This window comes from Sporofaciens sp. JLR.KK001 (genome assembly GCF_036941055.1).
Lineage (GTDB): Bacteria > Bacillota > Clostridia > Lachnospirales > Lachnospiraceae > Sporofaciens.
This window is the reverse complement of sequence record NZ_JAYMNO010000001.1, coordinates 2,421,427-2,447,143: the sequence shown is the minus strand read 5'-3', so window position 1 is coordinate 2,447,143 and position 25,717 is coordinate 2,421,427. Positions and strand designations below refer to the sequence as shown.

General features: G+C 47.2%; 31 protein-coding genes and 1 other annotated feature. Of the genes, 2 read left to right on the top strand and 29 right to left on the bottom strand.

Annotated elements, in window-relative coordinates; genetic code table 11:
- Nucleotides 1-5: 5 nt before the first annotated feature.
- Complete coding sequence (locus tag VSQ62_RS12770) at nucleotides 6-1,712, bottom strand: M3 family oligoendopeptidase (RefSeq protein ID WP_334635270.1); 1,707 nt, start codon at nucleotides 1,710-1,712, stop codon at nucleotides 6-8.
- Between the two features lie 238 nt (nucleotides 1,713-1,950).
- On the opposite strand from VSQ62_RS12770, the gene VSQ62_RS12765 reads away from it, so the two are divergent.
- Entirely contained in the window at nucleotides 1,951-2,157 is a 207-nt protein-coding gene (locus VSQ62_RS12765; protein ID WP_334635269.1) for a hypothetical protein, read from the top strand.
- A 52-nt stretch (nucleotides 2,158-2,209) separates the two neighbouring features.
- On the opposite strand, the gene VSQ62_RS12760 is transcribed toward VSQ62_RS12765, so the two are convergent.
- The 28 genes from VSQ62_RS12760 to VSQ62_RS12620 form a co-directional block, all read right to left on the bottom strand.
- Nucleotides 2,210-2,632 (bottom strand): HipA domain-containing protein, encoded by a 423-nt coding sequence (locus VSQ62_RS12760; RefSeq protein ID WP_334635268.1) that lies wholly within the window; start codon nucleotides 2,630-2,632, stop codon nucleotides 2,210-2,212.
- Nucleotides 2,613-3,428 (bottom strand): type II toxin-antitoxin system HipA family toxin, encoded by an 816-nt coding sequence (locus VSQ62_RS12755; RefSeq protein ID WP_334635267.1) that lies wholly within the window; start codon nucleotides 3,426-3,428, stop codon nucleotides 2,613-2,615. The genes VSQ62_RS12760 and VSQ62_RS12755 overlap by 20 nt, the downstream gene beginning before the upstream one ends.
- Nucleotides 3,428-3,754 carry a helix-turn-helix domain-containing protein gene (locus tag VSQ62_RS12750; RefSeq protein ID WP_334635266.1) on the bottom strand — a complete coding sequence of 109 codons (327 nt, stop codon included), beginning with the start codon at nucleotides 3,752-3,754 and terminating at the stop codon, nucleotides 3,428-3,430. Before VSQ62_RS12750 ends, VSQ62_RS12755 begins: the two co-directional genes overlap by 1 nt.
- A gap of 183 nt (nucleotides 3,755-3,937) precedes the next feature.
- On the bottom strand, nucleotides 3,938-4,543 hold the full coding sequence (locus VSQ62_RS12745) for a sigma-70 family RNA polymerase sigma factor (RefSeq protein WP_334635265.1): 606 nt from the start codon (nucleotides 4,541-4,543) through the stop codon (nucleotides 3,938-3,940).
- A 17-nt stretch (nucleotides 4,544-4,560) separates the two neighbouring features.
- Nucleotides 4,561-5,319, bottom strand: a complete 759-nt coding sequence (gene rlmB, locus VSQ62_RS12740; RefSeq protein WP_502957749.1) for a 23S rRNA (guanosine(2251)-2'-O)-methyltransferase RlmB — start codon at nucleotides 5,317-5,319, stop codon at nucleotides 4,561-4,563.
- A gap of 47 nt (nucleotides 5,320-5,366) precedes the next feature.
- Nucleotides 5,367-5,783 carry a Mini-ribonuclease 3 gene (locus VSQ62_RS12735; RefSeq protein ID WP_334635263.1) on the bottom strand — a complete coding sequence of 139 codons (417 nt, stop codon included), beginning with the start codon at nucleotides 5,781-5,783 and terminating at the stop codon, nucleotides 5,367-5,369.
- Nucleotides 5,768-7,174, bottom strand: a complete 1,407-nt coding sequence (gene cysS / locus VSQ62_RS12730) for a cysteine--tRNA ligase (RefSeq protein WP_334635262.1) — start codon at nucleotides 7,172-7,174, stop codon at nucleotides 5,768-5,770. The genes VSQ62_RS12735 and cysS overlap by 16 nt, the downstream gene beginning before the upstream one ends.
- A 31-nt stretch (nucleotides 7,175-7,205) precedes the next feature.
- Nucleotides 7,206-7,931 carry a serine O-acetyltransferase EpsC gene (epsC, locus tag VSQ62_RS12725; RefSeq protein ID WP_334635261.1) on the bottom strand — a complete coding sequence of 242 codons (726 nt, stop codon included), beginning with the start codon at nucleotides 7,929-7,931 and terminating at the stop codon, nucleotides 7,206-7,208.
- Nucleotides 7,932-8,026: 95 nt separating this feature from the next.
- Nucleotides 8,027-8,267, bottom strand: a binding site (T-box leader).
- Between the two features lie 63 nt (nucleotides 8,268-8,330).
- Nucleotides 8,331-9,149, bottom strand: a complete 819-nt coding sequence (locus VSQ62_RS12720) for an MBL fold metallo-hydrolase (protein WP_334635260.1) — start codon at nucleotides 9,147-9,149, stop codon at nucleotides 8,331-8,333.
- A 139-nt stretch (nucleotides 9,150-9,288) separates the two neighbouring features.
- Nucleotides 9,289-10,053, bottom strand: a complete 765-nt coding sequence (locus tag VSQ62_RS12710; RefSeq protein WP_334635259.1) for a HipA domain-containing protein — start codon at nucleotides 10,051-10,053, stop codon at nucleotides 9,289-9,291.
- Nucleotides 10,054-10,055: 2 nt separating this feature from the next.
- Entirely contained in the window at nucleotides 10,056-10,445 is a 390-nt protein-coding gene (locus tag VSQ62_RS12705; protein ID WP_334635258.1) for a hypothetical protein, read from the bottom strand.
- 6 nt (nucleotides 10,446-10,451) lie between these two features.
- Nucleotides 10,452-10,790, bottom strand: coding sequence for an STAS-like domain-containing protein (locus tag VSQ62_RS12700; RefSeq protein ID WP_334635257.1), 339 nt, complete (start codon nucleotides 10,788-10,790; stop codon nucleotides 10,452-10,454).
- Nucleotides 10,791-10,821: 31 nt separating this feature from the next.
- The gene (locus tag VSQ62_RS12695; RefSeq protein ID WP_334635256.1) at nucleotides 10,822-11,370 is read right to left on the bottom strand and encodes a GNAT family N-acetyltransferase; all 549 of its coding nucleotides are present in this window, start codon (nucleotides 11,368-11,370) and stop codon (nucleotides 10,822-10,824) included.
- Nucleotides 11,371-11,425: 55 nt separating this feature from the next.
- A complete protein-coding gene (locus tag VSQ62_RS12690; protein WP_334635255.1) occupies nucleotides 11,426-11,866 on the bottom strand; it encodes a hypothetical protein in 441 nt (146 codons plus the stop codon).
- A gap of 1 nt (nucleotide 11,867) precedes the next feature.
- Nucleotides 11,868-12,554, bottom strand: coding sequence for a DUF3990 domain-containing protein (locus VSQ62_RS12685; protein ID WP_334635254.1), 687 nt, complete (start codon nucleotides 12,552-12,554; stop codon nucleotides 11,868-11,870).
- Nucleotides 12,555-12,593: 39 nt separating this feature from the next.
- Complete coding sequence (locus VSQ62_RS12680; RefSeq protein WP_334635253.1) at nucleotides 12,594-12,986, bottom strand: 4Fe-4S binding protein; 393 nt, start codon at nucleotides 12,984-12,986, stop codon at nucleotides 12,594-12,596.
- Between the two features lie 165 nt (nucleotides 12,987-13,151).
- Nucleotides 13,152-14,162: an ABC transporter permease gene (locus VSQ62_RS12675; RefSeq protein ID WP_334635252.1), complete on the bottom strand. Its 1,011-nt coding sequence runs from the start codon at nucleotides 14,160-14,162 to the stop codon at nucleotides 13,152-13,154.
- 6 nt (nucleotides 14,163-14,168) lie between these two features.
- Nucleotides 14,169-15,188 carry an ABC transporter permease gene (locus tag VSQ62_RS12670; protein WP_334635251.1) on the bottom strand — a complete coding sequence of 340 codons (1,020 nt, stop codon included), beginning with the start codon at nucleotides 15,186-15,188 and terminating at the stop codon, nucleotides 14,169-14,171.
- Nucleotides 15,185-15,925 (bottom strand): ABC transporter ATP-binding protein, encoded by a 741-nt coding sequence (locus VSQ62_RS12665; protein ID WP_334635250.1) that lies wholly within the window; start codon nucleotides 15,923-15,925, stop codon nucleotides 15,185-15,187. Before VSQ62_RS12665 ends, VSQ62_RS12670 begins: the two co-directional genes overlap by 4 nt.
- Nucleotides 15,922-16,074: a hypothetical protein gene (locus VSQ62_RS12660; protein WP_334635249.1), complete on the bottom strand. Its 153-nt coding sequence runs from the start codon at nucleotides 16,072-16,074 to the stop codon at nucleotides 15,922-15,924. Before VSQ62_RS12660 ends, VSQ62_RS12665 begins: the two co-directional genes overlap by 4 nt.
- A gap of 125 nt (nucleotides 16,075-16,199) precedes the next feature.
- Nucleotides 16,200-17,276, bottom strand: a complete 1,077-nt coding sequence (locus tag VSQ62_RS12655) for a sensor histidine kinase (protein WP_334635248.1) — start codon at nucleotides 17,274-17,276, stop codon at nucleotides 16,200-16,202.
- A 3-nt stretch (nucleotides 17,277-17,279) separates the two neighbouring features.
- Nucleotides 17,280-17,942, bottom strand: a complete 663-nt coding sequence (locus tag VSQ62_RS12650) for a response regulator transcription factor (protein ID WP_334635247.1) — start codon at nucleotides 17,940-17,942, stop codon at nucleotides 17,280-17,282.
- A 4-nt stretch (nucleotides 17,943-17,946) separates the two neighbouring features.
- Nucleotides 17,947-19,320 (bottom strand): hemerythrin domain-containing protein, encoded by a 1,374-nt coding sequence (locus tag VSQ62_RS12645; protein ID WP_334635246.1) that lies wholly within the window; start codon nucleotides 19,318-19,320, stop codon nucleotides 17,947-17,949.
- A 71-nt stretch (nucleotides 19,321-19,391) separates the two neighbouring features.
- A complete protein-coding gene (locus VSQ62_RS12640) occupies nucleotides 19,392-20,747 on the bottom strand; it encodes an esterase/lipase family protein (protein WP_334635245.1) in 1,356 nt (451 codons plus the stop codon).
- Between the two features lie 34 nt (nucleotides 20,748-20,781).
- Complete coding sequence (gene lepB / locus VSQ62_RS12635; RefSeq protein WP_334635244.1) at nucleotides 20,782-21,366, bottom strand: signal peptidase I; 585 nt, start codon at nucleotides 21,364-21,366, stop codon at nucleotides 20,782-20,784.
- A gap of 156 nt (nucleotides 21,367-21,522) precedes the next feature.
- On the bottom strand, nucleotides 21,523-22,011 hold the full coding sequence (locus VSQ62_RS12630) for a deoxycytidylate deaminase (RefSeq protein ID WP_334635243.1): 489 nt from the start codon (nucleotides 22,009-22,011) through the stop codon (nucleotides 21,523-21,525).
- 129 nt (nucleotides 22,012-22,140) lie between these two features.
- Nucleotides 22,141-23,070 carry a sugar kinase gene (locus VSQ62_RS12625; RefSeq protein WP_334635242.1) on the bottom strand — a complete coding sequence of 310 codons (930 nt, stop codon included), beginning with the start codon at nucleotides 23,068-23,070 and terminating at the stop codon, nucleotides 22,141-22,143.
- 26 nt (nucleotides 23,071-23,096) lie between these two features.
- Nucleotides 23,097-24,131: a S66 family peptidase gene (locus tag VSQ62_RS12620; RefSeq protein ID WP_334635241.1), complete on the bottom strand. Its 1,035-nt coding sequence runs from the start codon at nucleotides 24,129-24,131 to the stop codon at nucleotides 23,097-23,099.
- Between the two features lie 251 nt (nucleotides 24,132-24,382).
- Here VSQ62_RS12620 and VSQ62_RS12615 point away from each other — a divergent pair, with 251 nt between their 5' ends.
- Nucleotides 24,383-25,699: an IS4 family transposase gene (locus VSQ62_RS12615; protein ID WP_288091876.1), complete on the top strand. Its 1,317-nt coding sequence runs from the start codon at nucleotides 24,383-24,385 to the stop codon at nucleotides 25,697-25,699.
- The last annotated feature ends 18 nt before the right edge of the window (nucleotides 25,700-25,717 follow it).

Below are 25,717 nucleotides of genomic sequence, written 5' to 3'. Positions count from 1 at the left end.
AAAAGTTAACGTTTCTCTCCCGGAAGCAATACTCCTTCTATATATTCCACCGCCCGTCTCACACTTCCATCCTCGAAAGGAACCGACAGGCCCGCATACTTCAATGTTTCCAGATAGCTCATACTGCCGCCGCATTTACACAATTTCAGATAATCCTCCCATGCCTTCTCATGGTCTTTGGCATTCTTCGCTGCGAACTCCATCGCCCCCACCGTCGTGAGGATATAGTTAATATAATAGAACGGATACAAGAATATATGCAGCTTATGATACCAGAATCCGCCCCGGTCAAAGAAATCATCGGCATCATACTTGCGCCACGGCATGTATATTTCCTCAAGCTTCTTCCACTCCAATGTCCTCTCTCTTGGCGTGAGCTCCGGATTCCCATAACAGATATGCTGGAATTCGTCTACCGCCGTCCCAAAAGGTACCAGCATCAGCGCATCCTGCAGATGTGCGAACCGATACTTATCCGCCTGCTCCCCAAAGAACATCTCCGCATATTTATATGCAAACTGTTCCATACTCATGGAGTGGATCTCAGAGATATCAGTGGCAGAAAAATAATAAGCAGAAAACGGCTGTTCCCGCATCGCCATATATCCTGCAAACGCATGGCCCATCTCATGTGTCAGAACCTGTGCGTCAAAGGTCGTATGATTCAGACACGCGAACACAAAAGGAGCCAGATAATCCGGCAGAATCGTCATATATCCGGTAGATGCCTTTCCCGGCTTGTTCTTAAGATCCAGCAACTCATGCCCGATCATGAAATCCACGAACTCCCCTGTCTCCGGACTGATATCATGATACATCTTCTGCGCCTGGGATATCATGAAGTCCTCATCCCCCGCCGGAACCGCATTGCCGTCAGGGAAGACACGCTTCTCATCATATGCCATCAGGGTATCCACTCCCAGACGATTCCGCTGCATCTCATACAGCTTCGCACACAAAGGCACCGCATATTCCCGCACCTGCCTGCGGAAATATGCCACTTCCTCCTGTCCGTAATCTGTTCGCCCCTGCTGCATGTAGCCTACCGGGATAAAGTTCTCGTATCCCAGATTCTTCGCCATCTGCGTGCGGATCTTGATCAGCTCATCCCAGATCTCTTCCAGACGTTCCTCATGGCTGTGATAGAATGCAGCATATTCCCTGTAAGCAGCCGAACGCACTTCTCTGTCCTCATGCTCAAAGAACTTCTGAATCCCATACAGATTCCTTGTTTCTCCCTCAAAGGGAATCTCCGCCGCCGCCATGATCTTCTCATACTCACTGGTAAGAAGAGCTTCTTTCTGCATCAACGGAATATTCTCTTCGCAAAATGTCTTCTTCTCAAGCTCCATGGACACAAACATCTGACTGCCGTATTCCTCTTCAAGCTCTGCCCGAAACGCCGAATTCATGAATGACTCCTTAAGCGCAAGAAGCCCCGGCGTCACTTCCGGCATCTTCGCCCTCAGGAACGCATCTTCCTTCTCATAGAACTCATCCCTCGTATCTATGGTATGCCTGATCGATACGATAGTAATCGCCGTCTCCATGTGCTTCGTGATCTCTTCCATCTCCATAAGACAAGCTTTCACCGCTTCATAGGACCTGGCTGTCTTCACCCGGTCTGTAAGCTCCTCTGCCTGTCCGCTGATCTTCTCAAAATCCGGTCTTCTATATTCCATCCCGGGAAATGTAAATTGCTTCTGTTCCATAATTCTTTCTACTCCTTCCCCTTTCTTCCATAAGTATAACAGATATCTGACCGCACGGCAGTAATTATTCCTGATTCCCAGAACTTCTTTTCTTGATCTCTTCCCTTACCTCATCCATTGTCTTCCCGGATCCACATGGAAGGACTTAACCAAATCAGATATAAATGCGCGCCGCCTGCAGCTTCACATTTATCCCGGCAGCCTGAAAGGCTGCTTTCCCGTCCGCACGGACGCTGTCATGGCAGAAAGCGGTTTTATCTCTTACTCAAATACTGCCCCTGATATGGCGGACCAGATCATCTTGGAGATATCAGAACAGAAACTTAATGCCTGTCACCTATGCACACATAAGCTATTTCATACATTGGGTGACAGCCTTACATTGATCGGTACGGACCCAGCAGGGAAAAAGACCATTCTTATCGAAAACGGGGAGGTATTATGACACTTGTCATAATACCTCCCCGCATCAAGTCAAATTATACAACAGCATAAACTCATTTTTTGCAGCAACCCTTGATTGCCATTTCGAATGCGGTCTCCATGTATCTACAGGCGTTTCGTGATAATCTATTTTTTTCTGCAATCCGTTCCCAATTTTTACTCACTATCTCCATTATCTTCCTACTTTCTTTTTCTGCCTCTTCTGTATTTATGCCAAAATATTGTGCCACACTTCTTACAAGATCTATAGAAATTCTATTATCATCCAAATCTACATTCAGTGATAATGACTCTCCGTATGGAACCGGATTCACATCATAAATGGGTGATAATTTCCACCCTTTTTCTGTTAAAATGAATCCGTGGTTTCTTAAATGATCATCCGTATTCGATACTGACATACCAAATACAATTCTTCTCCATAACTCCTTTAAATCTTTCTCTGGCTCCGCTCCACTAGACTTGATTTTTCCCAAGCAAAGTCATCGCTGATGAAAAATGAATTCTCCTTTCACCATCTCTATCGAATCTTTTCACCAAAAAAGTAGAACCGTTTTTTGAAAAGGTTTCTAGCCTTGATTCCGGTACATCCAATTCACACAATTTTGCCAGATCATGTACTACCTTTTCCCATGCTCCCGAATTATATTCATCGTACTTTGACGGAAATTTTGCAATCCAAAGATTCCCTTTCTCATCCTGTACAGTCGCTTTTGGTCTGGCACCGCCCAGAGAGGATCCTGGTGCCAGAATCTGCCTCAGCCACTTTGTTTCCGTACCGCTCTCATCATGTTCAAATCCCCAGCAGGCAGATTCCAATGTTCGCAAAGTTGTCCACGGAGGTGTTGCTAATTCCTGATCATCTGACAAATACAAGCCATTTCTTTCGGTTTTAAACCTTAATGCTCCCATACGAGCTTTGTCGTACACGCCTAACAAATAGTCGCTTTCTCCTAGCTTTCTCGGTTTTCGCTCTTCCCTTTTCGCCAGTACAGCTTCCCTTCTTCTCATCAAAAGTCTCCCCCATCTATCTGGGCAAGAATCAGCAAAGATACCAAACATTCTTTTATCCATAGGCACAAAATGTCTCCCGCTATATAAATCCAGATCTGGATCAAGAAAAAATTTAGATGTCTCAGCGGTTAACCATTGAGTATCATACTCGAATGAGAACTGTTCTTTTCCTCTAATATGTGAGACATATAATCTACCAAGTAGCGCTGGTACGTCAGTACTCCAATTCTCATATACATAGATTACTTTTTCTTCCATTACGACCTTCTTCTTTCCTTTGGCGCACGTTTCCTGGTTATTAATTCTAAATCCTGCAATTTTCTCCCCAATTCATCATCCTTTGCAATCAACAGCAGATCTTGATCCATATTATTTAACGCATGCAATACTGCCGCATACATTCCGATTGCCACAGTAGGGGAACCTTTCTCGATTGACCATAATGTTGCCCGGCTGATTCCTGCACGTTCTGCAACCAATTCTGTGGATAATTTTCTACGGAGTCTGGCCAATTTAATCTGTTCACCCATCTGTTCAAGGATATCCTGCGTTTTTGGCAATATAACTGCCGTTCTTTTTCCCATCCATCTTACCTCCCAATAATATATAATAGTAAACATTATTTATTATTCTGTCAATTATTTTATACATTATCATCAAATTGTTTCAAATCCAGTAAGGCAAAAAACTGTTCTTAACGAAAACGGGGATGTTTTTTGACATCTGTCATAAAACATCCCCGCATCAAGCCAAATTGATCCAACTTCTTACTTCTCCGCCTTCAATATCTTCTCCGTCTTCCCTTTAATGCGCTGCAGTGCATTATCGACCGTCTTCGGGCTCTTATCCAGCAGACGGGCGATCGTCTTATAATCCGTCCCCAGAAGATGCAGATAGAGAACCCTGTTCTCCAGATCGCTCAGGCTCTCCCCAAGCTTGATCTCCAGCAATTCTGCATATTCCCGGCTGACCAGCAGTTCCTCCGGATTGCTCTCATGCCCTGCCGCCATCGTCTCCATAAGCGGCTCCTGCTCTTCACTCGTCTCATAGAGCGATATATAGAAATTCAACGGACTGTGCTTCTTCCTTTTGGACGCCTCGATGGCTGAATACATCTGCCTTGTAATGCAGAGTCTCGCAAAACTGTAAAAGGACGTCTCCTGCCGCACATCATAATCCTGGACTGCCTTAAAAAGGCCGATCATACCCTCCTGGATCAGGTCGTCATTCTCCCCTCCAAGCAGATACATGGCATTGGCCTCTTTGCGCACCAGATTCTTATATTTTTCCATGATGTAATCAATGATATTCTTATCACCCTGACGCAGCTTCCCGATCAACTGCTCGTCCGTCATCTGCTCATAATCCGCCATATATTGCTCCTGCCTGCTCATTTCGACAATCTCTGTCTCACGATCTCATATGCCAGCACTCCCGCCGCCACCGACGCATTCAGGGAGTCTATGTCTCCCCTCATCGGTATACCGGCTATAAAGTCACAGTTCTCCTTCACCAGACGGCTCACGCCTTCGCCTTCACTGCCAATGACCAATCCCATCGGCCCGGTCAGATTCAGGCGGTACATCTGCTCTCCGTCCATATCGGCGCACACGAACCACATTCCCTTCTTCTTAAGTTCTTCCATGGTCTTGGTAAGGTTCGTCACCTTCGCCACCGGCGTATAGTTAATCGCTCCGGCGGATGCCTTCGCCACCGTCGCCGTAAGCCCTGCCGCCCGTCTCTTGGGGATGATCACACCGTGGGCGCCCGCCAGATTGGCAGTACGGATGATCGCTCCCAGATTATGCGGATCTTCGATATTATCCAGAAGGATCAGGAACGGATCCTCCCCCTTAGCGCCGGCGGCCTGGAGCATATCCTCCACCTCGGCATAGGCATACGCCGCCGCATAGGCGATCACCCCCTGATGCTTTCCTGTCTCGGAAATCTGTGACAAACGCTCCTTCGCCACAAATTGTATCAGGGTATCCTGCTTCTTTGCTTCCCGCACAATACTCCTGACAGGTCCATCCTGACATCCGTCCAGCACCAGCAATTTATCAATCGTTTTTCCGGCGCGGAATGCCTCTAACACCGCATTCCGCCCTTCTATGAGATTTTCATTTCTTTCCCGCTCTTTATCCTGCATTCTGTTTCTCTCCATTTTCTCTGACAAACATCGACCGAAACTGCAGCTTATAACGCTTCCAGCCCCGTCTTGATCAGTTCCATCATCCTCTTCCAATCATTTTTCAGATACAGATATCCCAATAATGCTTCGAATCCGGTCGCCTTATGATAATCGGAAATCGACTGGTTCTTGGCCGGAGACGCGCTCTTTGCGTTCCTTCCCCGCTTGTACACCGCATGCTCTTCTTCTGACAATTGGTCGTTCAGAGCAGTGATCATACGTGCCTGGGCAGAAGCCTGTACCATGGTGATCGTCTCCTTATGGAGCTTCTGCACCTGCTGATTCCCTTTATTCACCACCAGTGTACGGATGATCAGGTCATAGACGGCATCTCCGATATACGCCAGAGTAAGAGGCGAATACTCCTTGATATTCACCTTCCGCATCTCGAATATCTCCTCCATGCTTACGCTCTCTTCCATTGCACCCCTTCTCTCGTGTCCTTGAGAACGATCCCCTTCTCAAGCAATTCATCACGGATCGCGTCCGCCCTGGCGAAATCCTTCGCCTTACGCGCCGCCTGACGCTCTTCGATCAGTTTCTCGATCTCGGCATCCAGCATCTCCTCCTTGCGCTCTACCGTCAGTCCAAGGACATCCGTAAGCTTCGTAAGAAGAGCCAGTAACTTCTCAAGGTATTCCTTAGAACTGCCTTCATTTGACGTGGTATTGCTGTATTTTACCAAGTCAAATACAGCCGCAACGGCATCCGCCGTATTAAAATCATCCTCCATGGCAGTCTCGAACGCCTTCACATACTCTTCCGTCTTCGCATATGCAGCCGCTTCTTCATCACTCATCTTCTCCGCCTTTGCATTTCCCATCAAAAATCTAAGGTGGTCCGCTGCATTGACGATACGCTCTAACCCGCTCTTAGATGCCTCCATCAGATCCGCGCTGAAATTCAGCGGGCTTCTGTAATGTGCGCTCAGCATGAAGAAACGGAGCACCTGCAGATCAAACTGCTCGCTGATCTCACGAACAGTACGGAAGTTGCCGAGAGACTTGCTCATCTTGCGGTTATCAATATTCAGAAATGCATTGTGCATCCAGTATTTTGCAAATTCCTTGCCGTTTGACGCCTCGCTCTGGGCGATCTCATTCTCATGATGCGGGAACACCAGATCCTCGCCGCCGGCATGGATATCGATCTGCTCACCCAGATACTTTTTCGACATCTCGGAACACTCGATATGCCAGCCCGGACGTCCGTCGCTCCACGGAGACTCCCAGGACGGCTCTCCCTCCTTCTTCGGCTTCCACAATACGAAGTCCAGCGGATCCTCCTTCTCATCCTCCCCTGTCACCAGAAGAGAACGCTCGCCGGAACGCAGGTCATCTAAGTTCTTGTGAGACAATTTCCCATAATCCGAGAACTTGCGGGTACGGAAATACACTGTGCCGTTCTTCTCATAGGCATAGCCCTTCTCGATCAGGGCGCTAATCATCTCGATCATCCCGCTGATCTCCTCCGTGGCAAGGGGATGCGTGGTGGCAGGCTTCACATTCATCCCTTCCATATCTTTCTTGCACTCCGCGATATACCGCTTGGAGATCTCGTCTGAGGTAACTCCTTCCTCAATGGCCTTCTTGATGATCTTGTCATCCACATCCGTAAAATTCGACACATAATTCACGTCATAGCCCTTGTACTCGAAATACCTTCTCACCGTATCGAATACGATCATCGGCCTTGCATTCCCGATATGGATGAAATTATACACGGTAGGTCCGCATACATACATCCTGACCTTACCTTCCTCCAACGGGGTAAATTCTTCTTTTCTCTTAGATAATGTGTTATACAGTTTCATGACTTGTTTCTTCTCCTTTTTCTCTTTTCTATTATAAACCGCGCGAATCAGGATTATCTGTGCCCTTAGTCTCTGTATCAAGTATCTTGATCTCCTGCGATCTCATACAGCGCATACGCTTCTCCATCTCCCGGATCCGTCTGTGCAGACGGATATTGTCTGCCTGAAGCTCCCGGATATCGTTACTGATAGGGTCGGGCAAATGTACCTGATCCAGATCCATCCGCGGGATCTTCTGATCTCCCATCTTCACGACCCGCCCCGGCACTCCGACCACCGTACAGTTCGGCGGCACCTCCTTGAGCACCACGCTTCCGGCGCCGATCTTAGAATTCTCCCCTATCTTAAAGGAACCTAAGACCTTCGCCCCCGCACTCACCATAACGTTATCGCCAAGGGTCGGATGCCGCTTGCCCTTCTCCTTGCCGGTACCTCCCAGAGTCACCCCCTGATACAGAGTCACATTATCGCCAATCTCTGCAGTCTCACCGATGATCACGCCGCTTCCGTGGTCGATGAACAGCCCCTTCCCTATCTTTGCTCCGGGATGGATCTCTATCCCCGTCTTCCTGGCCGCCCGCTGCGACACCCATCTGGCAAGGAAATAATGCTTCTTACGATACAGCTTATGCGCCACACGATAATGCAGGATCACCTTGAAGCTTGGGTATAAGAGGACCTCCATATTCGACTTGATCGCCGGGTCACGCTCCCGGACTACCCGGATCTCCTGCTTGATATAAGATAATATTCCCATATAGGACCACTCCTTATTCGACATTATAATACTGCTCTTTCTCAGATACATAAAACAATTTATGGTATAAAAAAACCCCGTCTCTTTCTAAAACATCAAGAGACGAAGCATCACTCCGCGGTTCCACTCTTATAGAAGACTGATCCATAATACGGCCGTCCTCCACCTTAATACACGTAACGTGTGTAAACCCGTATCCGGCTACGAATCCCAATTTTCACCGAATCAACTCCCGGATGCACTTCACAGACATTCTCCCCGAAGCTGCTTTCAGCCGATGACAGCTTCTCTCTGTTGGTCTCCCCGCCTGTTACTCTTTCCGTTCCTTGTCTTTCCCATGTATGGTATATCATATGCGAAAATGCAGGATTTGTCAATCAGAAAATCCGCGCAAGTCCATTACAGAATTGTCATACCGCTGTGCAGTACCCTAAGCTTCTCACCCATGATCTCCTCCATGATACCGCAGGCTTCTTCTCCCGTACAATGCCCGGTATAGAACACTGTGTCCATCTCTGCCAGCTCACGGGCAATATTCCGGATATTCAAGATCTCATCCTGAGTATACTCTCCCTCTTTCATCAGATGAAACCCGCTGATCACCATATCCGGTTCCGAATGAAATATCTCCTTATACCGATCCAGTATATTCAATATTCCAGTATGTGCACACCCCGACAGTAAGATCCTCTTCCCATCCTGTGAGATCACAAGGCACTGTTCATGGTCAAAAGTATCCTGAACGAATTCTCCCGCTTCCCTCCGCTTGAGCAGCCGGTTCCCCCTCGCAGGATATCTCGTTCCCGGCACGTCCGTATACAGGAACAATTCATCATCAATCTCCAGATCTCCCTGTACAAACACACACTGCCCAAGCTTCAGAATCTCCTTTTCAATGCCGATATATTTCTCCCCATCCGCCTTCAGATGATAATACTCCCCGCCTGCAGAAGCCCTCAGATATATCTTTGCATCCGGATTCATCCCTGAAAACGCCCGGATCCCGCCTGCATGGTCGTAATGTCCATGGCTTAAGATCATGGTATCAACTGTGCTTAGATCAATACCAAGTACCCCTGCATTGTGCAGAAATTGATCCGTTGCACCGCTGTCTGCCAGAAGTCTGTGCTTCTTTGTCTCTATGTAGAAACTCAGACCATGCTCATAGCTGCATCCCGGAACTCCCGGTGTATTCTCTATCAGATTCACAATTCTCATAACTCCGTCACCTTAATCAAATAATATAACCCAGTGCTCCGCGACTTCCTTGACTGTATTCTCCCCAACCGATACATTGACGTCTACCCATCCGCCCTGCAACGACCACGTGCCGTTCCTCTCCCTGACCAGAAGAATCTTATATTGATTCCGTTGCCAAAAAAGAATATCTCTGCAGTTGATACTTCAAGACCTTTTTTTCATTTGTATCTTCTTCCTCTTCAATCCATTGCTGTACCGCAGCAAAATCCACACAAAAACCCTGTCCAAAATAGTGAAACATCTTCTCATGTGATCCGCAAAATGGTCTTGCAACTACCCTTTTTACATTCTCTTCTGCAGGGAAATGCCAATTAACACTCTGATTCGCCGTCAACAAGGACATTCCATTATCGAATATTGGTGCCGATACAAACCGATTCCCCCGAAGTACAACTGCCAGATTATTCAAATGCCGGTCTTCGTTAAGAATAAGCATATCCAACGTAAATACTTTTTTTAAATATTCTGTTATATCTAATCCACAACTCTGCCAGACAAATTTTATAACATATTCTATCCGTTCCTCCATTGTCTCCATAAGTGCCAATATCTGAGATAAATCTTTTCCGAATTCATTATAATACAGACGGTAAAAAGTTATCAGTTCTTCTCCTGCCTCTAAAAAATTCTTACTGCGGCACCCTCTTGCTTCATTAATGTATCCATACTCATATACTACATATTCTGCTAAATCCAAAGTCGAATATTTAAGCATCTCAGAAACCAAATATTCCACAAGTCCTTCCTTACCACGGCAGTCTTTCTTATACCAATAATCTCCTTTTCGGTATTTCATCTGAGTTCCTTCACTCGTCCCCTCTTGTATCACAATATACTCATTTTCAATTGTCTCCCGAAACATTCCTAATCCCTCACCAACACGTCCCTACTAGTCAGCTTCTCGCCTGGAAATCGGAACCAAATATAATCATTCCACGACACTCCATGTGTCTTCCTAACAATCTCATAGGGATTATACTCCTTAAGTCCCAGATGCACCAAGATCTCATCAATATCTTCTCTTCTTCTATCCCAGCAGCGCATCTCCAGAATACGGTTCAACTGATATCTCGTCATTACATCTTCTGCAAAAAGCTGTTTGAGAGGATGTCTTACATACCGCGTAACCCTAACCTTATCCCCGTGTACATTTACACTCGCAGTAATATCATCCTTCCAAAATACTTCGAAAGAATAATCCTCAATGATTCTATCTTTCTCAAAATCCTGGCATATATATTCATTCGCATCCACCGCACATCACCTCATTCCCGCAGTCACATGATGAACCATACCAAGTACCGACTCATTCGCATTCACCGGAATCAACTCAATATCCGGATGCTTATTCTGAAATACCCGGAACACCTCATCTGCGAATCCCTGTCCCATAAAATCAACCCCGCCAAAGTCCAGTTCTACCTTCCGAAACTCTTCCAAGCGATATAATATCCTTCGGGCCTGAGACCTGGCGATCGGTTCCCCATACGGACATACCTCCTTGACAGGTATTACCGTGTGTATGAATCCTTCCTCTATCGGAGCATACATATCAAACACCTCCTTTAATTTGCGGTTTGTCTGATTCTCAAGCTTCATGACCACGAACTCTGCTCATCGGCTATATAAACTATAATCCCTGCCCCCTGAGCACACACCTCATCTCATGCCACTGACTGCCGCCCCACGTAGAATCCGCAATCCCCATATCCTCAAATCCCATCTTCTGATACATCTCCACCTTGGAATCAAGACACGTCAGCAAAACCATACGCCTGCCTTTCTTGCGTTCCCTCTTAAGGTAGCAATCCATAATCTCCCGCGCCAATCCCTGCATCCGATACTCTGGAAGCACGTCCAGTCCCAACAGCATAATATTCTCCCCTGACGGATCATGTAACTCGGCATCTGTAAAAAATTCATCCCTGAACGAATCCTCCTTCGTAGCAAGTCCATTTAAGAATCCGGCTATTCTACCCGTGTTCCTATCGACTGCTACCAGGAACAAATCCGGTGCCTTAGCAACACGCTTAAGCATCATATCCCTGGAGCATGCCTCGTTAGGCGGAAAACAGAGCCTTTCAATCTTTGCAGCCTGCTCACCCTCATCGGAATGAATATTCCGGAACTCGAACCTCTCTTGTAATTCACTCACCGCTTTTTCCTGTCTCTTCTCCATATCGTCATATCCTTTATCTAAAAATTAATATTCGTCTTTTTCCGGACTACACAGATCACAAAGCATTCCTTTCATGAGATTTCAGTTCATAAATCTCTTTCAAATCATCAATGGCCATTTCAACATCAAGAGTATGGAAACCAAGCCAGCATTCGCTCATCATTTTAGCATCTGCTGTTTTATATATTTCATGACTATACTCACCCGTGTAGTAATGCCAGTAGCGGTAGGTATACCCTATCCAATACATTGCTTCCGAGGAAAAAACCGTGCCGGCTTTTTTGAGTCCGTTCATTTCATCATTCAGTTCCTCAAGAATGTATTCCTCGCCCGCCCATTGTAAACGATCATAGACATCATCAAGTGCGGCTGCGGTTTTACTGTTCATGAAAGATTCGATAAATAATGGACAATCTAATCTATCTTTTAGAGCAAGTTCAAATAGTCTTCCTTGTATATCGCAAAGTTGACGTTTTTCAAGGGTAAGTTTTTCCATTTTATTCACCTGCCTTTAATATTTCATCAAAAAACCGACCTTCACGTCGATATTTCCGGCAAATTTCATCTGCCAGTGCAATACCCTTAGAACGGTTATCTATACTTTCTTGTTTTTGTTTATCCCGATCATCTCCGGTAAGATCGTGCTCATTAAGGATTTTTATTTTTTTGCAGGCTTTTTCTGTCAAAGCTACATATTGCTTACCGAGCTTCAACGCCGAAAGACTTTTAATAAGTGCCATATCAGTAATTTCCCCATTGAAAAAACGATCCAGAACTACGAACATTCTATCATTAGCAATATAACCAATAATCATGTCGCAGCCAATGCTTAAATTAGCAAAACGATTATAAATAGACGAATGTTTCACGGATTCCATTTTTCCGCGATTATATGCAACTAATAATGCCCAATCTAAACCCACTTCTATATCAAGAATTTTGAGATCTGATAGATCAACACTTAACGTATATATTTTTGCATTAGGATAATTACAAATTAAAGTAAGCGGCTGAGTCTGGTCAGTTCCCATATAAAACCCTTTTCCAAAATCGCAACGTTCCCTGCTTTTAGGGACAATAGTTCCGCGTATTCCCGATTTCGAACCATGATAAAGCGTTACGATTTCATTAGTTCTAATAATATATTTCTCCTCAATCTCTTTTATAATTTCGGAGTTTTTCATAATGACCTCCTTAAATCGCAAAAATAGTAGTACTCCAATCTATTGTGTACAATGTTTCTGAGCATACACACACATAGCAAAACATTTCCCACACAGATCCTTCTCAATACCGGTATGTTCATACATGATTTCATTCTGCTTTTTATAGCATTCCTCTACATTTACAATATCTTCTCTCTGAACACCTGTATTCCACAGAGTTCCTTTCAGCGCCCGCGCAGGACAATGCTCCACGCAAACTCTGCACTCCCCGCAGCGGGAAACATCAATCGCTTTATTGCATTCTAATGGAGCATTGGTCAGCAGAGATGAAATCCGTACTGCAGGGCCATACTGCGAAGTTACCAACAAACAATTCTTGCCGATCCACCCAAGTCCTGCCCTGGTAGCAACGGTCTTATGAGGGCAAGTAATTTTCTCCGGCTGTGACAATATCGTTTAATTTGCTGTTCAAAGAATAATACAGATCATAATACTCACTTCACCTTTCTTAATCAGACACTCTATCATCCCGGTTCTCCCCAAAAATTTTTCTATGTAACATTTATCCTCTTCTAACATTATATCGCTAAAGCGATATGCTATCAACCTCCCTTTTCAATTGCCTGACTTGATTTTCCCCATCAATATATATACCGCCAGCCACACTCCCCCGTGTCCCGCCAGCACTGCCGCCTCCCTGACCACATCCGTCTGGCCTTCCATCAGCCCCATCAGTCCATAGAAGGTTGCACTGGACGGGAACAGATAGCTTAACCCGTACCATATACTGTCCGGCGAGACCAGCATGTAGAACAGAATCGGCGGCGCCAGGAACAGAATCATTATAATCTTAATATACACGATCCCCACCATCAAACCGCCGGCAAACCGCGCAATGAACAAGCCCGCCAAAGCCGCGGTAAACGCAGACAGAACAACCAGAAGAAGGAGCGGCAAGACCTGTGCGGCCGTAACCCTCATACAGATCAGCGCCGTGATCACAGTGGAAAATACCCCTCCGACGAACCCGATCGCGATCTTCTGCTTCACGTACTGACCTCTGGTCATAGGAAGGATCTCATTGATATACTTGATCCCGTCCTCCTTCTCACTTAAGATATTCATAGCATTGAAGGTGCATCCCATGAACATGGCCGCAGCCATGATGATCACGATCAGCAGCGATTTCATGACATCATTCCCGCCTCCCGCCGGAAGTACCTTCAAGTCATACTGTGAGGTCCAGTCCCTCTGTTCATACAGCGCCGGCAGCCTGTCTGCAATGACTGCATACATGTGAAACTCATCTCCTGATCGTACCGTCCTCATTCCTTCACCGTCAGACAGCACACCTATCGTCTGCGTGGAAGGCTCCTTCACCGCCTCTTCCAGTTCTTCCCTGCTGCCATATATCTGCACGGTCCCATTGGTCTGAAGCCAGTCCTCCATCTCTTCTGTCAGGCCGCCCCGGACGATTCCGAAGGAAGGCTCCGCCGCCGAAGAGAAGTCCATATCTCCCATCAGATTAACGGCGATCCCGGCAAAGATCGGCAGCAAAAAAGTAAGAATACACAATTTATCACGCCGCAGCGCCTTAAGCTGATATTTTAATCCGGTCCAATTCATCCTGCATCACCCCTCCTTTTTCATCTCTCGGCCAAGCCCCCATCCAGCAGCCAAAAACAGCAGAATTATCGCCGCGGCACAAGCCCCATAGTAAAGGCCTCCTGCTGAAAGCACCTGAAAATACGCATTTTTCATCGCCGTAAAGAGATGGTACATCGGATGAAACCGCATCCATCCCATCTCTACGCCCGCCTGCACCGAAAGAAAGACCGGTGTGGTGATAAATACCGCAATCACCAGATAGATGAGAGAAAACTGCTTAAAGTCAGGCAGCAGCTCTGCACACAGGAAACCAACCAACGCCATCACAAGAGATAATATCCCTGCCTGCAAAAGAACGCCCGGCAGCGCTTTTAACCCCTCCGGCATACCCAGATTGATCACCGTTAAAACCGCGGCAAACAGAAGATCCGACGATAGGATCAGTGTTAATTTTGATAAGATAAACTGGATCCGGGATACCGGAAGGATTGCATGGACACGGATCACCCCCATCTGCTTCTCTTTAAAAAGCATCGAAGCCACCCCCAGGAACCCTACCGCAACCAATTCAAAGAATAAGACTTCTGCAGTCATATCCCTTCGGTTCTTCATCTCTCTGGTATTCACTCCGATAATCTCCGCCTGTCCCAGCGCATCCGTCTTATCCTCCTGAAAGAGCAGGGATCTTGCGTATGCCTCCCGGATATGGTCGAGCCTTTCTATGCCGCAGGACACCATCATGATCTCCGTCTTCCCGCCGGGAACCGAATCACCGTTGATATGAAGCCCTACAGAATAACCATCCGAACAGGCCTCCTCCAGTTCGTTAAGACTGCCGACATCCGTAACGCCTGCGATCCGCTCTCCACCTGCCTTCCCGGGGTCATACCGGTAGACGGGGAACATCTCCTGGTCAAGCTTCGCATAGACCAGATTAATATAACAGGAATACAAGATCAGCGACCCCATCGCCAGCAGGAAAAACCCGCCGGATACGCAGAGCCGGAAGTCCTTTTTAAGAAGTGCAACAAAACTGCCTCTCACTCTTCAAGCCCCCTTCCTGTATACCGGATAAATACCTCCTCCAGGGTCGGCTCTTTTTGCGCCGTTCGGTTCTGCTCTTTTAAATTCTGCGGCGTATCAAGGGCAGCGATATTGCCGTTTAAGATAAATGCAACCCTGTCGCATAGCAGATCCGCATCCACCATGTTATGCGTCGTCAGGAACACCGTCGTACCGTTTCCCCGTTCTTCCTCGATGATCTTGCGGAACAGGACCGCGCCTGACGGGTCAAGACCGCTGGTCGGCTCGTCCAGGAACAGAAGCTTCGGGCTGTTCAATAAGGCGCGCGCCATACTGACCCTCTGGCGCATTCCCTTGGAGTAAGAAGAGACCGGCTTCTTCAGATAATCCTTCTTGAACTCCAGCTTATCCAATAATTCCATCACGTCCCGCACCCGCTCCTGCGGATAGAAGGAAGCAAAATATCTCAGGTTGTCTACGGCGCTTAAGTTCGTGTACAGATACGGGAACTCGAACAAGACCCCGATCTGCTTCAATAACTCCTGTGTATCCGCCGCGGCAATATCCTGCCCAAGCAGAGATACCCTTCCGCCATAGCCTTTTAAGATTCCCGTGAGTATCTTCTGAGTCGTTGATTTCCCGGAGCCGTTCGGCCCCAGGAATCCGAATATCTCCCCTTCCCCCACTGTAAAATCCAGGCCATGCAGCGCTTCTTTGTCTTTGCCGTATGAGAAGGTCAGATTATTTACTCCGATCATTCCTCCTCACCCCATTTCCCGCGCTGATGATTCCTCTTCTCCTGTCCGCGTCTGCCCCACCATTTCATGAATTTGATCTTCAGCGGAAGCATAACCGCGAATACGATCACGATAACCAGCCACCAATACCATTCCATACCTAAAAACATAACAACTCTCCTTTCATTCAACTGTTTTTTTGATGGTATCAGCTTATATCAGCGAAATGAAATCAAAGTGCGGTTCATGTGAAATTGATGTGAAATCTGGTGAACTCCAGTGAAACCTGCCATTCTTATAACAGGATCGGAAACCGGAAGAAAAACTCAACCCCCTTATCCACATTGCGCACGCCATAATCGACCTGGTACTTGGACAAGATCCAGTCAACGATCGCAAGCCCAAGCCCGGACCCTTCACATTTATTGTCAGGACAGCGGTAGAACTTCCTCCATATTTTCGAAATATCCTGGTCACTAATAGACGCACAGTCATTATAAACCGAAAATCTCAGTTCATCCCTGTCAAGGTTCACCGCCAGCCTGATCTCTCCTCCTCTCAGGACGTATTTCTTCGCATTTCCGATCAGATTGGTCAATACCTGCTCCATCCTCTGTCTGTCCGCCGTCACAAATACCTTCTCGTCCGGAAGCTCATAGTAAAATCTGTAATCCGATTCGGGCGCGTCAAGAATCAGACGCCCTGCTGCCGTCTCCACAAGTTCTATGAATTCAAACCGTTCCTCAGAAAGCTTTGAAGCCCCGGATTCCAATGCCGACAGATCCAGAAGCGAGACAATGATGTGATCCATGCGTTCCGTCGCATTTAAGATTGAGTCTATATACCGTTGTCTCTTCTCCTGGTCCGTTTCCTCATTCAGCCCTTCCGCGTAAGCCCGGATGAGCCCCAGCGGAGTCTTCATCTCATGGGAAAGGCTGTCTGTCAGTTCCTTTCGCTGTTCAAGCAGAATTCTCTCCTGCTCCACATCATTTTCAAGCCTGGCATTGGCCTCTTCAAGCTTTTGCAGCGCATTCTGAAGGTTCGAAAACATAGTATTCAGGCTCCTCGACAGTTCGCCGAACTCGTCTCTCGTATTGACATCGCAATGCGCCGTATGATCCAGCCTCGCCATCTGTCCCGCCGTGTCGTTGATCCTGCCAAGCGGCTTTGATATCAGCTTTCCCAACAGGTAATCCACAGTCATGACCACGGCGATCAACAGTACGAACCATATCCAAAAGCTAAGTTCCCGGCCGACAGGCAGCTCCTCCGTTACAAGATAAAACAGCACGATGGCGCCGCCCGCCAATTTGGACAGCACCATCGTCTTACTGCGTATCGTTCCAAAATCATATAATTTTCTTCTCTTCATACCTTATTCCTCGAATTTATAACCAGAGCGGATCAGCGTTACGATATGATGCCCCTCGCTCCCCAGCTTCTGCCGCAGCGTCTTAATATGGGTATCAACCGTGCGCGTATTCCCCTCATAGTCGTAGCCCCAGACACGGTTCAATAGCTGTTCGCGGGAAAATACCTGATTTTTATTCTGCATAAACAGCCGCAGCATCTCAAATTCCTTGTGGGTAAGCTCCGCTTCCATACCATTTACCGTAACCTGACGCGAAGAAGGGTATAAGATAAGAGTCCCTGCCTGCAAAGCATCCTGCGGGATGTTCCCCGCTCGCCGAAGCAGCGCGTTCACCTTTGCAAGCAATATCTTAGGGCTGAAAGGCTTCGTCATATAATCATCTGCACCATATTCATACCCTTTCAGCTTATCGTTCTCATCACTTTTCGCAGTCAGAAACAGAATCGGTACGGAATTCATCTCCCTTGCGATCCTGCATACGGAGAAACCGTCCAAATGCGGCATCATAATATCCAGGATCGCCAGATCCACCGCATGATTCTTAAGCGCCATGACCGCCTCTATCCCGTCTTCTGCGGTGACACAGGCATGACCGCCTCGTCTCATGCAATCCGCTAGAATCTCCCTCATCTCTTTCTCATCTTCCGCTATCAGTATTGTCGCCATACTATCACCTCATCGGGCTTCTGTCCCTTTCAAAATAATCGTCTATCTTCTGTTTGATCTGCGAAGGCTTCAAACATTTGACCAGATACCCGTCCGGTTTCAAAGCCACCAATCTCCTGACAGTCTCAGGATCCGTCTTGCCGGTCAGAAATATGATCGGGATATCCGCCAGCGCCTCTTCCGAGCGGAGCATTTCCAATACCTGCTGCCCGTCGCAGACCGGCATCTCATAATCCAGCAGAACCAGGTCCGGCCTATCCAGGATCACACACCGGATCGCGGCCGTGCCGGACGGGGCAAGAGCCACGTCATAATCGTCCGCCAGAAGCTTCCTGATCCCCTGCCTTATCGTAATAGAATCATCCACCACAAGCACCTTCTTCTTCAGACGGCTTTCCTTCTTCAGATGATCCTCTCTCTTCATCAGGTATTTCTCAACCTCGGCGAGCGCGTTATCCGAACCGATCGGTGCGGCGCCTGCTTTTTTCATCGAACGCCTTGCGAGCACGCAGTACGCGAAATACCCCTCTCCCGTATCGAACAAAAGGCTCACCTGCAGCTTTTCATGCTCGAATACATCCTGAAATTCCTCATAAGTAAGAAGATTCTCTTCTTTTAACTCATATCCCTCCATATCCGGCAGATGCTCCTTAACGCACCCCGCAAACTGGCGCGCCGTATACCTGGCCGCATTCATTAAGATCGTGTTAAGCTTATTCGTCTTGATTCCCATAGCTTTTCCAACCGTATTAAGCAAAAGCTTTTCTTCAAATACCAAAAATATCTCCCACTTCTCTTCCTCCTGATCCGTACCGTAAACCAGACGGTGGTATATCCCCTTACCGAATCTCTCTCCGCCGTACGTCTCGCTGATCACGGATGCCTCCAGACGGAACAGATCATACATCAACTGAAGAATAACTTCCTTCATCTCCTCCTGTTCCTTCTCAGATAGAAGCTCCATCCACCTGCTCCTGCTCTTTCCCGCGATCGCCCGGTCCTCCATCAGCGTATGCCCGATCAGCCATCCGGCGCAGACTCCAAGGAAATGACCTACCGCATCCGCGCTGTAGTCCGTCTGTTCCAATTCCGCTTCAAGAGCCGGAAGCGTCCTCTCACGGAATTCTTGATGAATGTGCCTGTGTGCCGCAAGCCTCTCATAACCGACGGCTTCCATATATCCTTCTTCCTCGGTAAAATGCTTCGCCGCGTGATCCTTGAAGAATTTGATCCCCTCCTGGCACGCCCATTGGCTCTTACTTTTTTCGTCGGTGAATCTGAATAATTTGTTGATGATCTTAAATAACCTCTCGTGCTCCTTATCTATGATGTCAATACCAATGTTGTATTCGTCTTTCCATACTAACTGGCCTTCCATCCATAATCCTCCTTAACAAAAATACCTTACATTAAATAATATGATAACAGAGCTAAAAAGGTTATGTACGATCAAACTCCTCTCTCCTTCAGACCGTTCACCAGGCCCACATAATATTCTCTCACATCAAAATCCTTAATATTCTCCCTGTTCAGATCGATCATATCACCGTGAGAGATCCCCCGCCTTCCGCTGGTTGTAAGGAATGTATAATCCTCTCCCCATGGAAATGAACTCTCCGCCACCAGGCCGTCATTCGGCCCGTCAAAATATTTCACAAGCTGATGAGAAAAATTAAGCGGAAAACGTCCGCCCGACGCCGTATTGAGCTTCGATCCCACACTCTGATAATAGATTCCGGGGCAGTCCGGCACCTTCCGGTTAAATTCCTGACAGGCAGAAGCCGTAAGATCTGTCACCGCCGCCGTAAAATCCGGCGTCTCGTCTCCCAATACCTTAAGCGCCGAGTTATATCCCTCCGCCACCTTATCCTTCGCCGCCGCGGGAATCTTATTCAGAAGATAATCCGCGAAGATACATCCTCTGTGCGGCGTATTGACGGTAGTAAGAGACGCGACATACTGATCCATTCCAAGGCAGCTTACCGCGTATCGTGAATCAAGCCCGCCCTTCGAGTGCGCGATAATATTGACCTTCTCACAGCCGGTCTCATCGACGATCTGCCTGATACGGCCGGCAAGTTCCTTCCCGCTGTCCGCAACAGAGGCCGCCGACTGATGGTTTCCATAATAGATCACGGCGCCGTGCTTCTCCAATTCCTGCGGAATCCGCCCCCAGTAGTTAAAATATTTAAAATCCCGGAAGAACACTCCATGCACCATCAGAATCGGATATCTGGTCCGGCATAGCTGTTCGTCCTTCCGCTCCTGAGCCTGCATGATCTTCCCGCTCTCGAATTCCCACTCGTCCGACGCCATGCGGATGATCTTCACAAGGACGGCCAGATGCACGGCCGGAATCCAGCCGCATATAATTCCGATCGCCCGCCATTTAACCCCGATCTGAGCAGACGTAAGATAGACACGGATGATCCCGCTCCAGAAGACAAGCGCTTCCACAAGAACCATACAAGCCAGATTCCCAAACCATGTCATCTTATTTCCCTGAAACAATAGCGGCAGCGCGGCTAACAGACACAGCACGGATGCGCTTATCGATATCAGGAAATAAATCAGAAGCTCGCACCCGTCCGCGCAGATCTTAAGTCTCTTCCCCGGAATCCTCCGGTTAGAAAGCGCCGGAACAATATTGATCACAATTACTCCCACAACCAAAAGGAGCATTAAAATAATGCCCCCAAACTTCGGAATTATAATATCCTTCGATATCAGCAAATACTTGAGCAATGGTATATTAGCTGCAAGAAATATAAGAAAACCGCAGCATATTCTCCGAATATATTTCACTTCCTTCTTCCTCTCTGCATATTGTTCAATTGTACTAATCTACCAGCCCGATCTTCGGAAAATACTGGAACCAGGCCTTCGCCAGAATCTCATCCCTTGCCACAAAATGATTCTTCCAAAACCTGGAGTCATGGGAATTATTCCGATTATCGCCCATCACAAAATAAGAATCCTCCGGAACCACATAGGGACCAAAACTCCCCTGAGGGATCTCCTTGAGATACTCCTCCTTAAGGGGCACCTGCGCTCCGTCTATATAGACCGCTCCGGCCACGATCTGGATCTCCTCGCCCGGAAGTCCGATAATCCGCTTGATGAATACCTGCGATTCATCATCGGGAAACTTGAATATAATGATATCCGACCGCTGCGGATCCTGACTCAGATAAGCCAGACGTGACCCGATCACCCGGTCCCCGGGATGGATCGTATTCTCCATAGAACCGGACGGGATATTCGCATTGACGATCAGCACCTTGCCGCAGAATAACGCGAGCGCAACCGGGATCACGACCATATGAAAGCATTCTTTTAATACCCGCTTTAACCTGCCCGTCTCCTGCACATTCTCATTCTTACATTGTGGTTCCTCTTCTGACCCTTTCGTAAATATACTCATATTAAGCTTGGTCTCCACCTTTCTTCACAGCCGGCTGCATGACAGCTTCGGCCTTATTCTCATCCTTTTCAGATAGCTTTACTCCCAAAAAGCCTGACAAAACTGCCTGGACATCAACCCCTGTTGAAACATATCCGTTCTCCTTACTTACAGGAATTAATACCCGAATACTCCTTCGATCGATTCATCATTCTCTACCCAGTCGCTTACAAGGATCACATGGTAGTCCTCTTTGGTATCACGGATATACACCTTCTTAATACCGGCGTTGATGATCAGCCTCTTACACATAGAGCAGCTATTGGCATTCTCAATATAATTCCCGGTATCCACCTCTATCCCTGTCAGATACATGGAACTCCCGATCATCTTGTCTCTGGAAGCGCTGATGATCGCATTCGCCTCGGCATGTACGCTCCGGCACAGCTCATAGCGCTCTCCTCTCGGCACCCCCATCTTCTTGCGGACACATTCTCCGATATCCGTACAATTCTTCCGTCCGCGGGGCGCTCCTACATACCCTGTGGATATGACCTCGTCATTCTTCACGATCACCGCCCCGTAATGACGCCTTAAGCAGGTACATCTCTGAGAAACCATCTCCGCAAGATCCAGATAATAATTGGTTTTGTCTCTGCGTTCCATTTGAACCTCCTGTCACAACACTCTGCGAAATATCAATATCTTTCTATCTCTATTATCCTCTAACTTCGGGAAAATATCAAGCAAAAATACCAGTCCTGCATAAAAGGCAAGACCGGTATCCGATCATCGTTATTTAATCATTGCCCTCACACTGTCTGCGCTGATCCGGCCTTCCATCGGCCCGAAAGCCGCCGCATTCAGCGCGCCTGCCGCCGCGCCCATCCGCGCCGCCTCCTTAAGACCCTTCCCCTGTACCAGCCCGGCAATAAACGCTCCGTCAAAACAATCCCCGGCGCCTGTCGCATCTACCTGCTCAACCGGATAGGCACCTATCTCTGCCGCTTCATCCCTCGTATAGATCCTGCTGCCCTTCGAGCCGTTCTTCAAGGCAATAACCTCCATGGCTTCATACGCAAAACACTTCTCAACCGCTTCATCAACCGATACGGCGCCGGTAATCTTAAGAAGTTCACTTACGCCAGGCATGAATACGCTGGTGTTCTCCATCACCTCTCGGATCACGTCATTCACGCTCTGATCGGTAAGCAGCTCTTCCCTTATATTCGGATCAAAGGAGATCTTCGTCCCCTTTCTCCTCATCATACGCATAGTTTTTAAGATCTCCTGCGCAAACATGCTGTCGGCCATCAGCGAACATCCCATAATATGCATATATTTTACATTGTCAAAATCATCTTCAAGAGGCGCTTTCGCCTCCACCGCCGGCGTATTCCCCATATGGAATATGAATTTTCTGGAGCCGTCCGAATAATATGTGACGAACGCAACTCCCGTCGACCTCTCCGTGCTCTCTAACACATGGCTGCAGTCAACTCCATCCTTCCTAAGCCGGTCCAGGATATTCTTCCCGAAGTCATCCTTCCCAACGCCTCCGATAATCGCTGTACTGCACCCTAATCTCGCCGCCGTGTCAATAAATATTGCCGGGGCGCCGCTTGGAAACGGTCCCCTAAATACTCCCGGTTCATATAGCTCCTCGTTCTCCTGTTCGCGCATGATCTCAACAAGCATCTCTCCCATTACGATAATCTCCGCCATCTTCCGTCTCCTTTCAAAATAAAAACTCAAACCGTAGGTGATTCTAAAAAACGGATACGCTTGTTATCACAATCCAACTCTGTCTCGATTCCATAAGGAAGGATTCCGATCGGCTTCGCGTGTCCGATATTGACATTATAGATAACAGGCAGACCGTCCAGATGTTCTTCCAAAAGAACCACCCTAAGGATTGCCTCCTTGTACTCTTCATAATAGGCTTCATCCTTAGGCTTCCCTACTATGATCCCGTTGATCACATTAAGGATTCCCTGTGCGGCCAGATTTCTCAGCATATACACGATGTACTCTGGAGAAGGCTTCTCTTCGCTCGTCTCAAAGAACAGGATCGCATCCTTCCATTCGTCCAAAGCAGGCCACACAGAGGTCCCCACCGCCATCATAAATACATCGATACAGCCGCCCAGCAGACGGCCTCTCGCCGTACCGCTCCCATTCAGTACTTCGTATCCATGCGTGTCCTTTTTCATCTTATGGGAAACATGGATATTGCTTTCCTGCCATGTGATATAGTCGTCCGTCCATTCCGGGCTGGGAAGCAGATCATATTCTTCCCACGTCCCGAATAAAATGTCCTCCACCGCTCTCCTGGTGTAATCGAACATCTTGACATACTCCCCGAATTCACACATGACCGACGGTCCATAGAAGGAGCACAAACCGGCTTTGTGCATGATAAGATGGCTGATGGTCGTGTCGGAATACCCCATAAAAATCTTAGGATTATCTCTGATCACATCCAGATCCACATACGGCAGGATCCGGATAGAATCATCCCCTCCAATCGCACTGAACACAGCGGATATAGACGGATCCCTGAATGCATCCATCAAATCCTGCGCCCGAAGCCCTGGGTTCTCCGCTACAAACTCACTCCCGCTTAACGCATGGGGCATACAGGTCACTTCCAATCCAAAGTCATGTTCCAGCCGTCCTTTCGCAATGCGGTACTTATGGATTGTAGCCGGATCGCCCAGACCTCCCCAGGATAAGCTGACAATGGCGATTCTGTCTCCCTTATTTAATTTTCTCGGTTTGATCATAGCAATCCTCCTCGTATTCGATTGACCTTTATAATGCAATGTTAACAACCTAACTCAAGCAACTACAACATATAGTGTTTCTTTTAATTGGCACGGGATTCCCTGTGCCTTTCTTTATTTATAACCACTAATACGATTAAAATATTGCACAAAATTCGCCCATAAAAATCAGCATATTTACTATTGACATAAGCTCCAAAAAATGCGGCGCAGCCCTTGTTTATATTACTTTTTTAAGGGGGCTGCATCGTATGAATTTAATTCAAATCTTAGTCGATATTATCTGTAACACATTACTTGATCCACATGTCCTTGAACGGGCCAGAAACAGAAAAGGGGCTTTTACACGCAATTGCGGGAAACTTCCCTATTGGACATTGATCAAACTGTTATTAAGAAATTCCAAGAAAACTATTTCTTCATCACTGGATGAATTCTTTACCGAATTGCGGCATATATCAGGAATTCCAATCTCTGATACTGTGAAATGTTCCCAACAGGCTTTCAGCAAGGCCCGTTCCGGCATTGATCACTCTATTTTCAAAGAATGCTTCGAACGTGTACTTGACTTCCTTTGCAGCAGGGATTCCCTGGATTTCCATTCACGTTTCATGGGTGTATGGGGACGGCAGATCATTGCTGTTGACGGCTCTAAAATACCTCTTCCTAACCGTAAGACTCTTCTTGATAAATACGGCAGCATAGGGAGAGGCCAAAACTCTCCCACTGCCATTGCCAGTGTTGCTTTTGATGTACTGAATCACCGCATCCTTGATGCACAGCTCGAACCCATGAGCGTCGGTGAACGTACCCTTGCCATAAGGCATATGCAAAATATAAAAAGCAAAGCACGGACGAATCTATTATACACCATATTTGTCTTCGATAGGGGATATGCTTCAAAAAATTTATTTTCTTTTATCGAAGACACCTTACATGCCGGATATCTCTTCCGGTTAAGGACTAAATTTAACACGGATATTGATGCACTCCCTGTACCGGCGGATCGAAATGGAATCAGTGACTATATCTTTTTCCTTGATGGCAGGAAAGTACGCATCCTTAAATTTTACCTCCCAAGTGGGACGGTGGAAACGCTGATCACAAATGATTTTGACCTTGCCAAAGAACTGTTCCGCCAGTGTTACTTCCTTAGATGGCCGGTGGAGGAGAATTATAAGCTTGTCAAAGAAAAGATCGGGCTCACTAATTTCCGGGGCTATTCCGAGAACTCCGTTCTCCAGGAATTCTGGATATCGGTATTGCTTGCAAACCTGGCTCTTGCCATAAAGCGGGAGACGGACGGCATTGTTGACAGCACCATAAACCAGAAAGGGAATCAGAACAAATATATGACAAACATGAATGAGCTTGTCGGATACCTGAGCCGTCATATAGGAGAATATATGGATGCTGATACAGACACAGAAAAGTATGGCATCATCCGCTGTATATTTGATTTTGCCGTATCTCACCGGGTGTGTGACAAAAAGGGCAGCGGGGAATCAAATCTACGTACAACTCCAAGAAAAGTCAAACATCATTACAATAACAAGACTACACACTAATACCATTTAAGAAAGGTG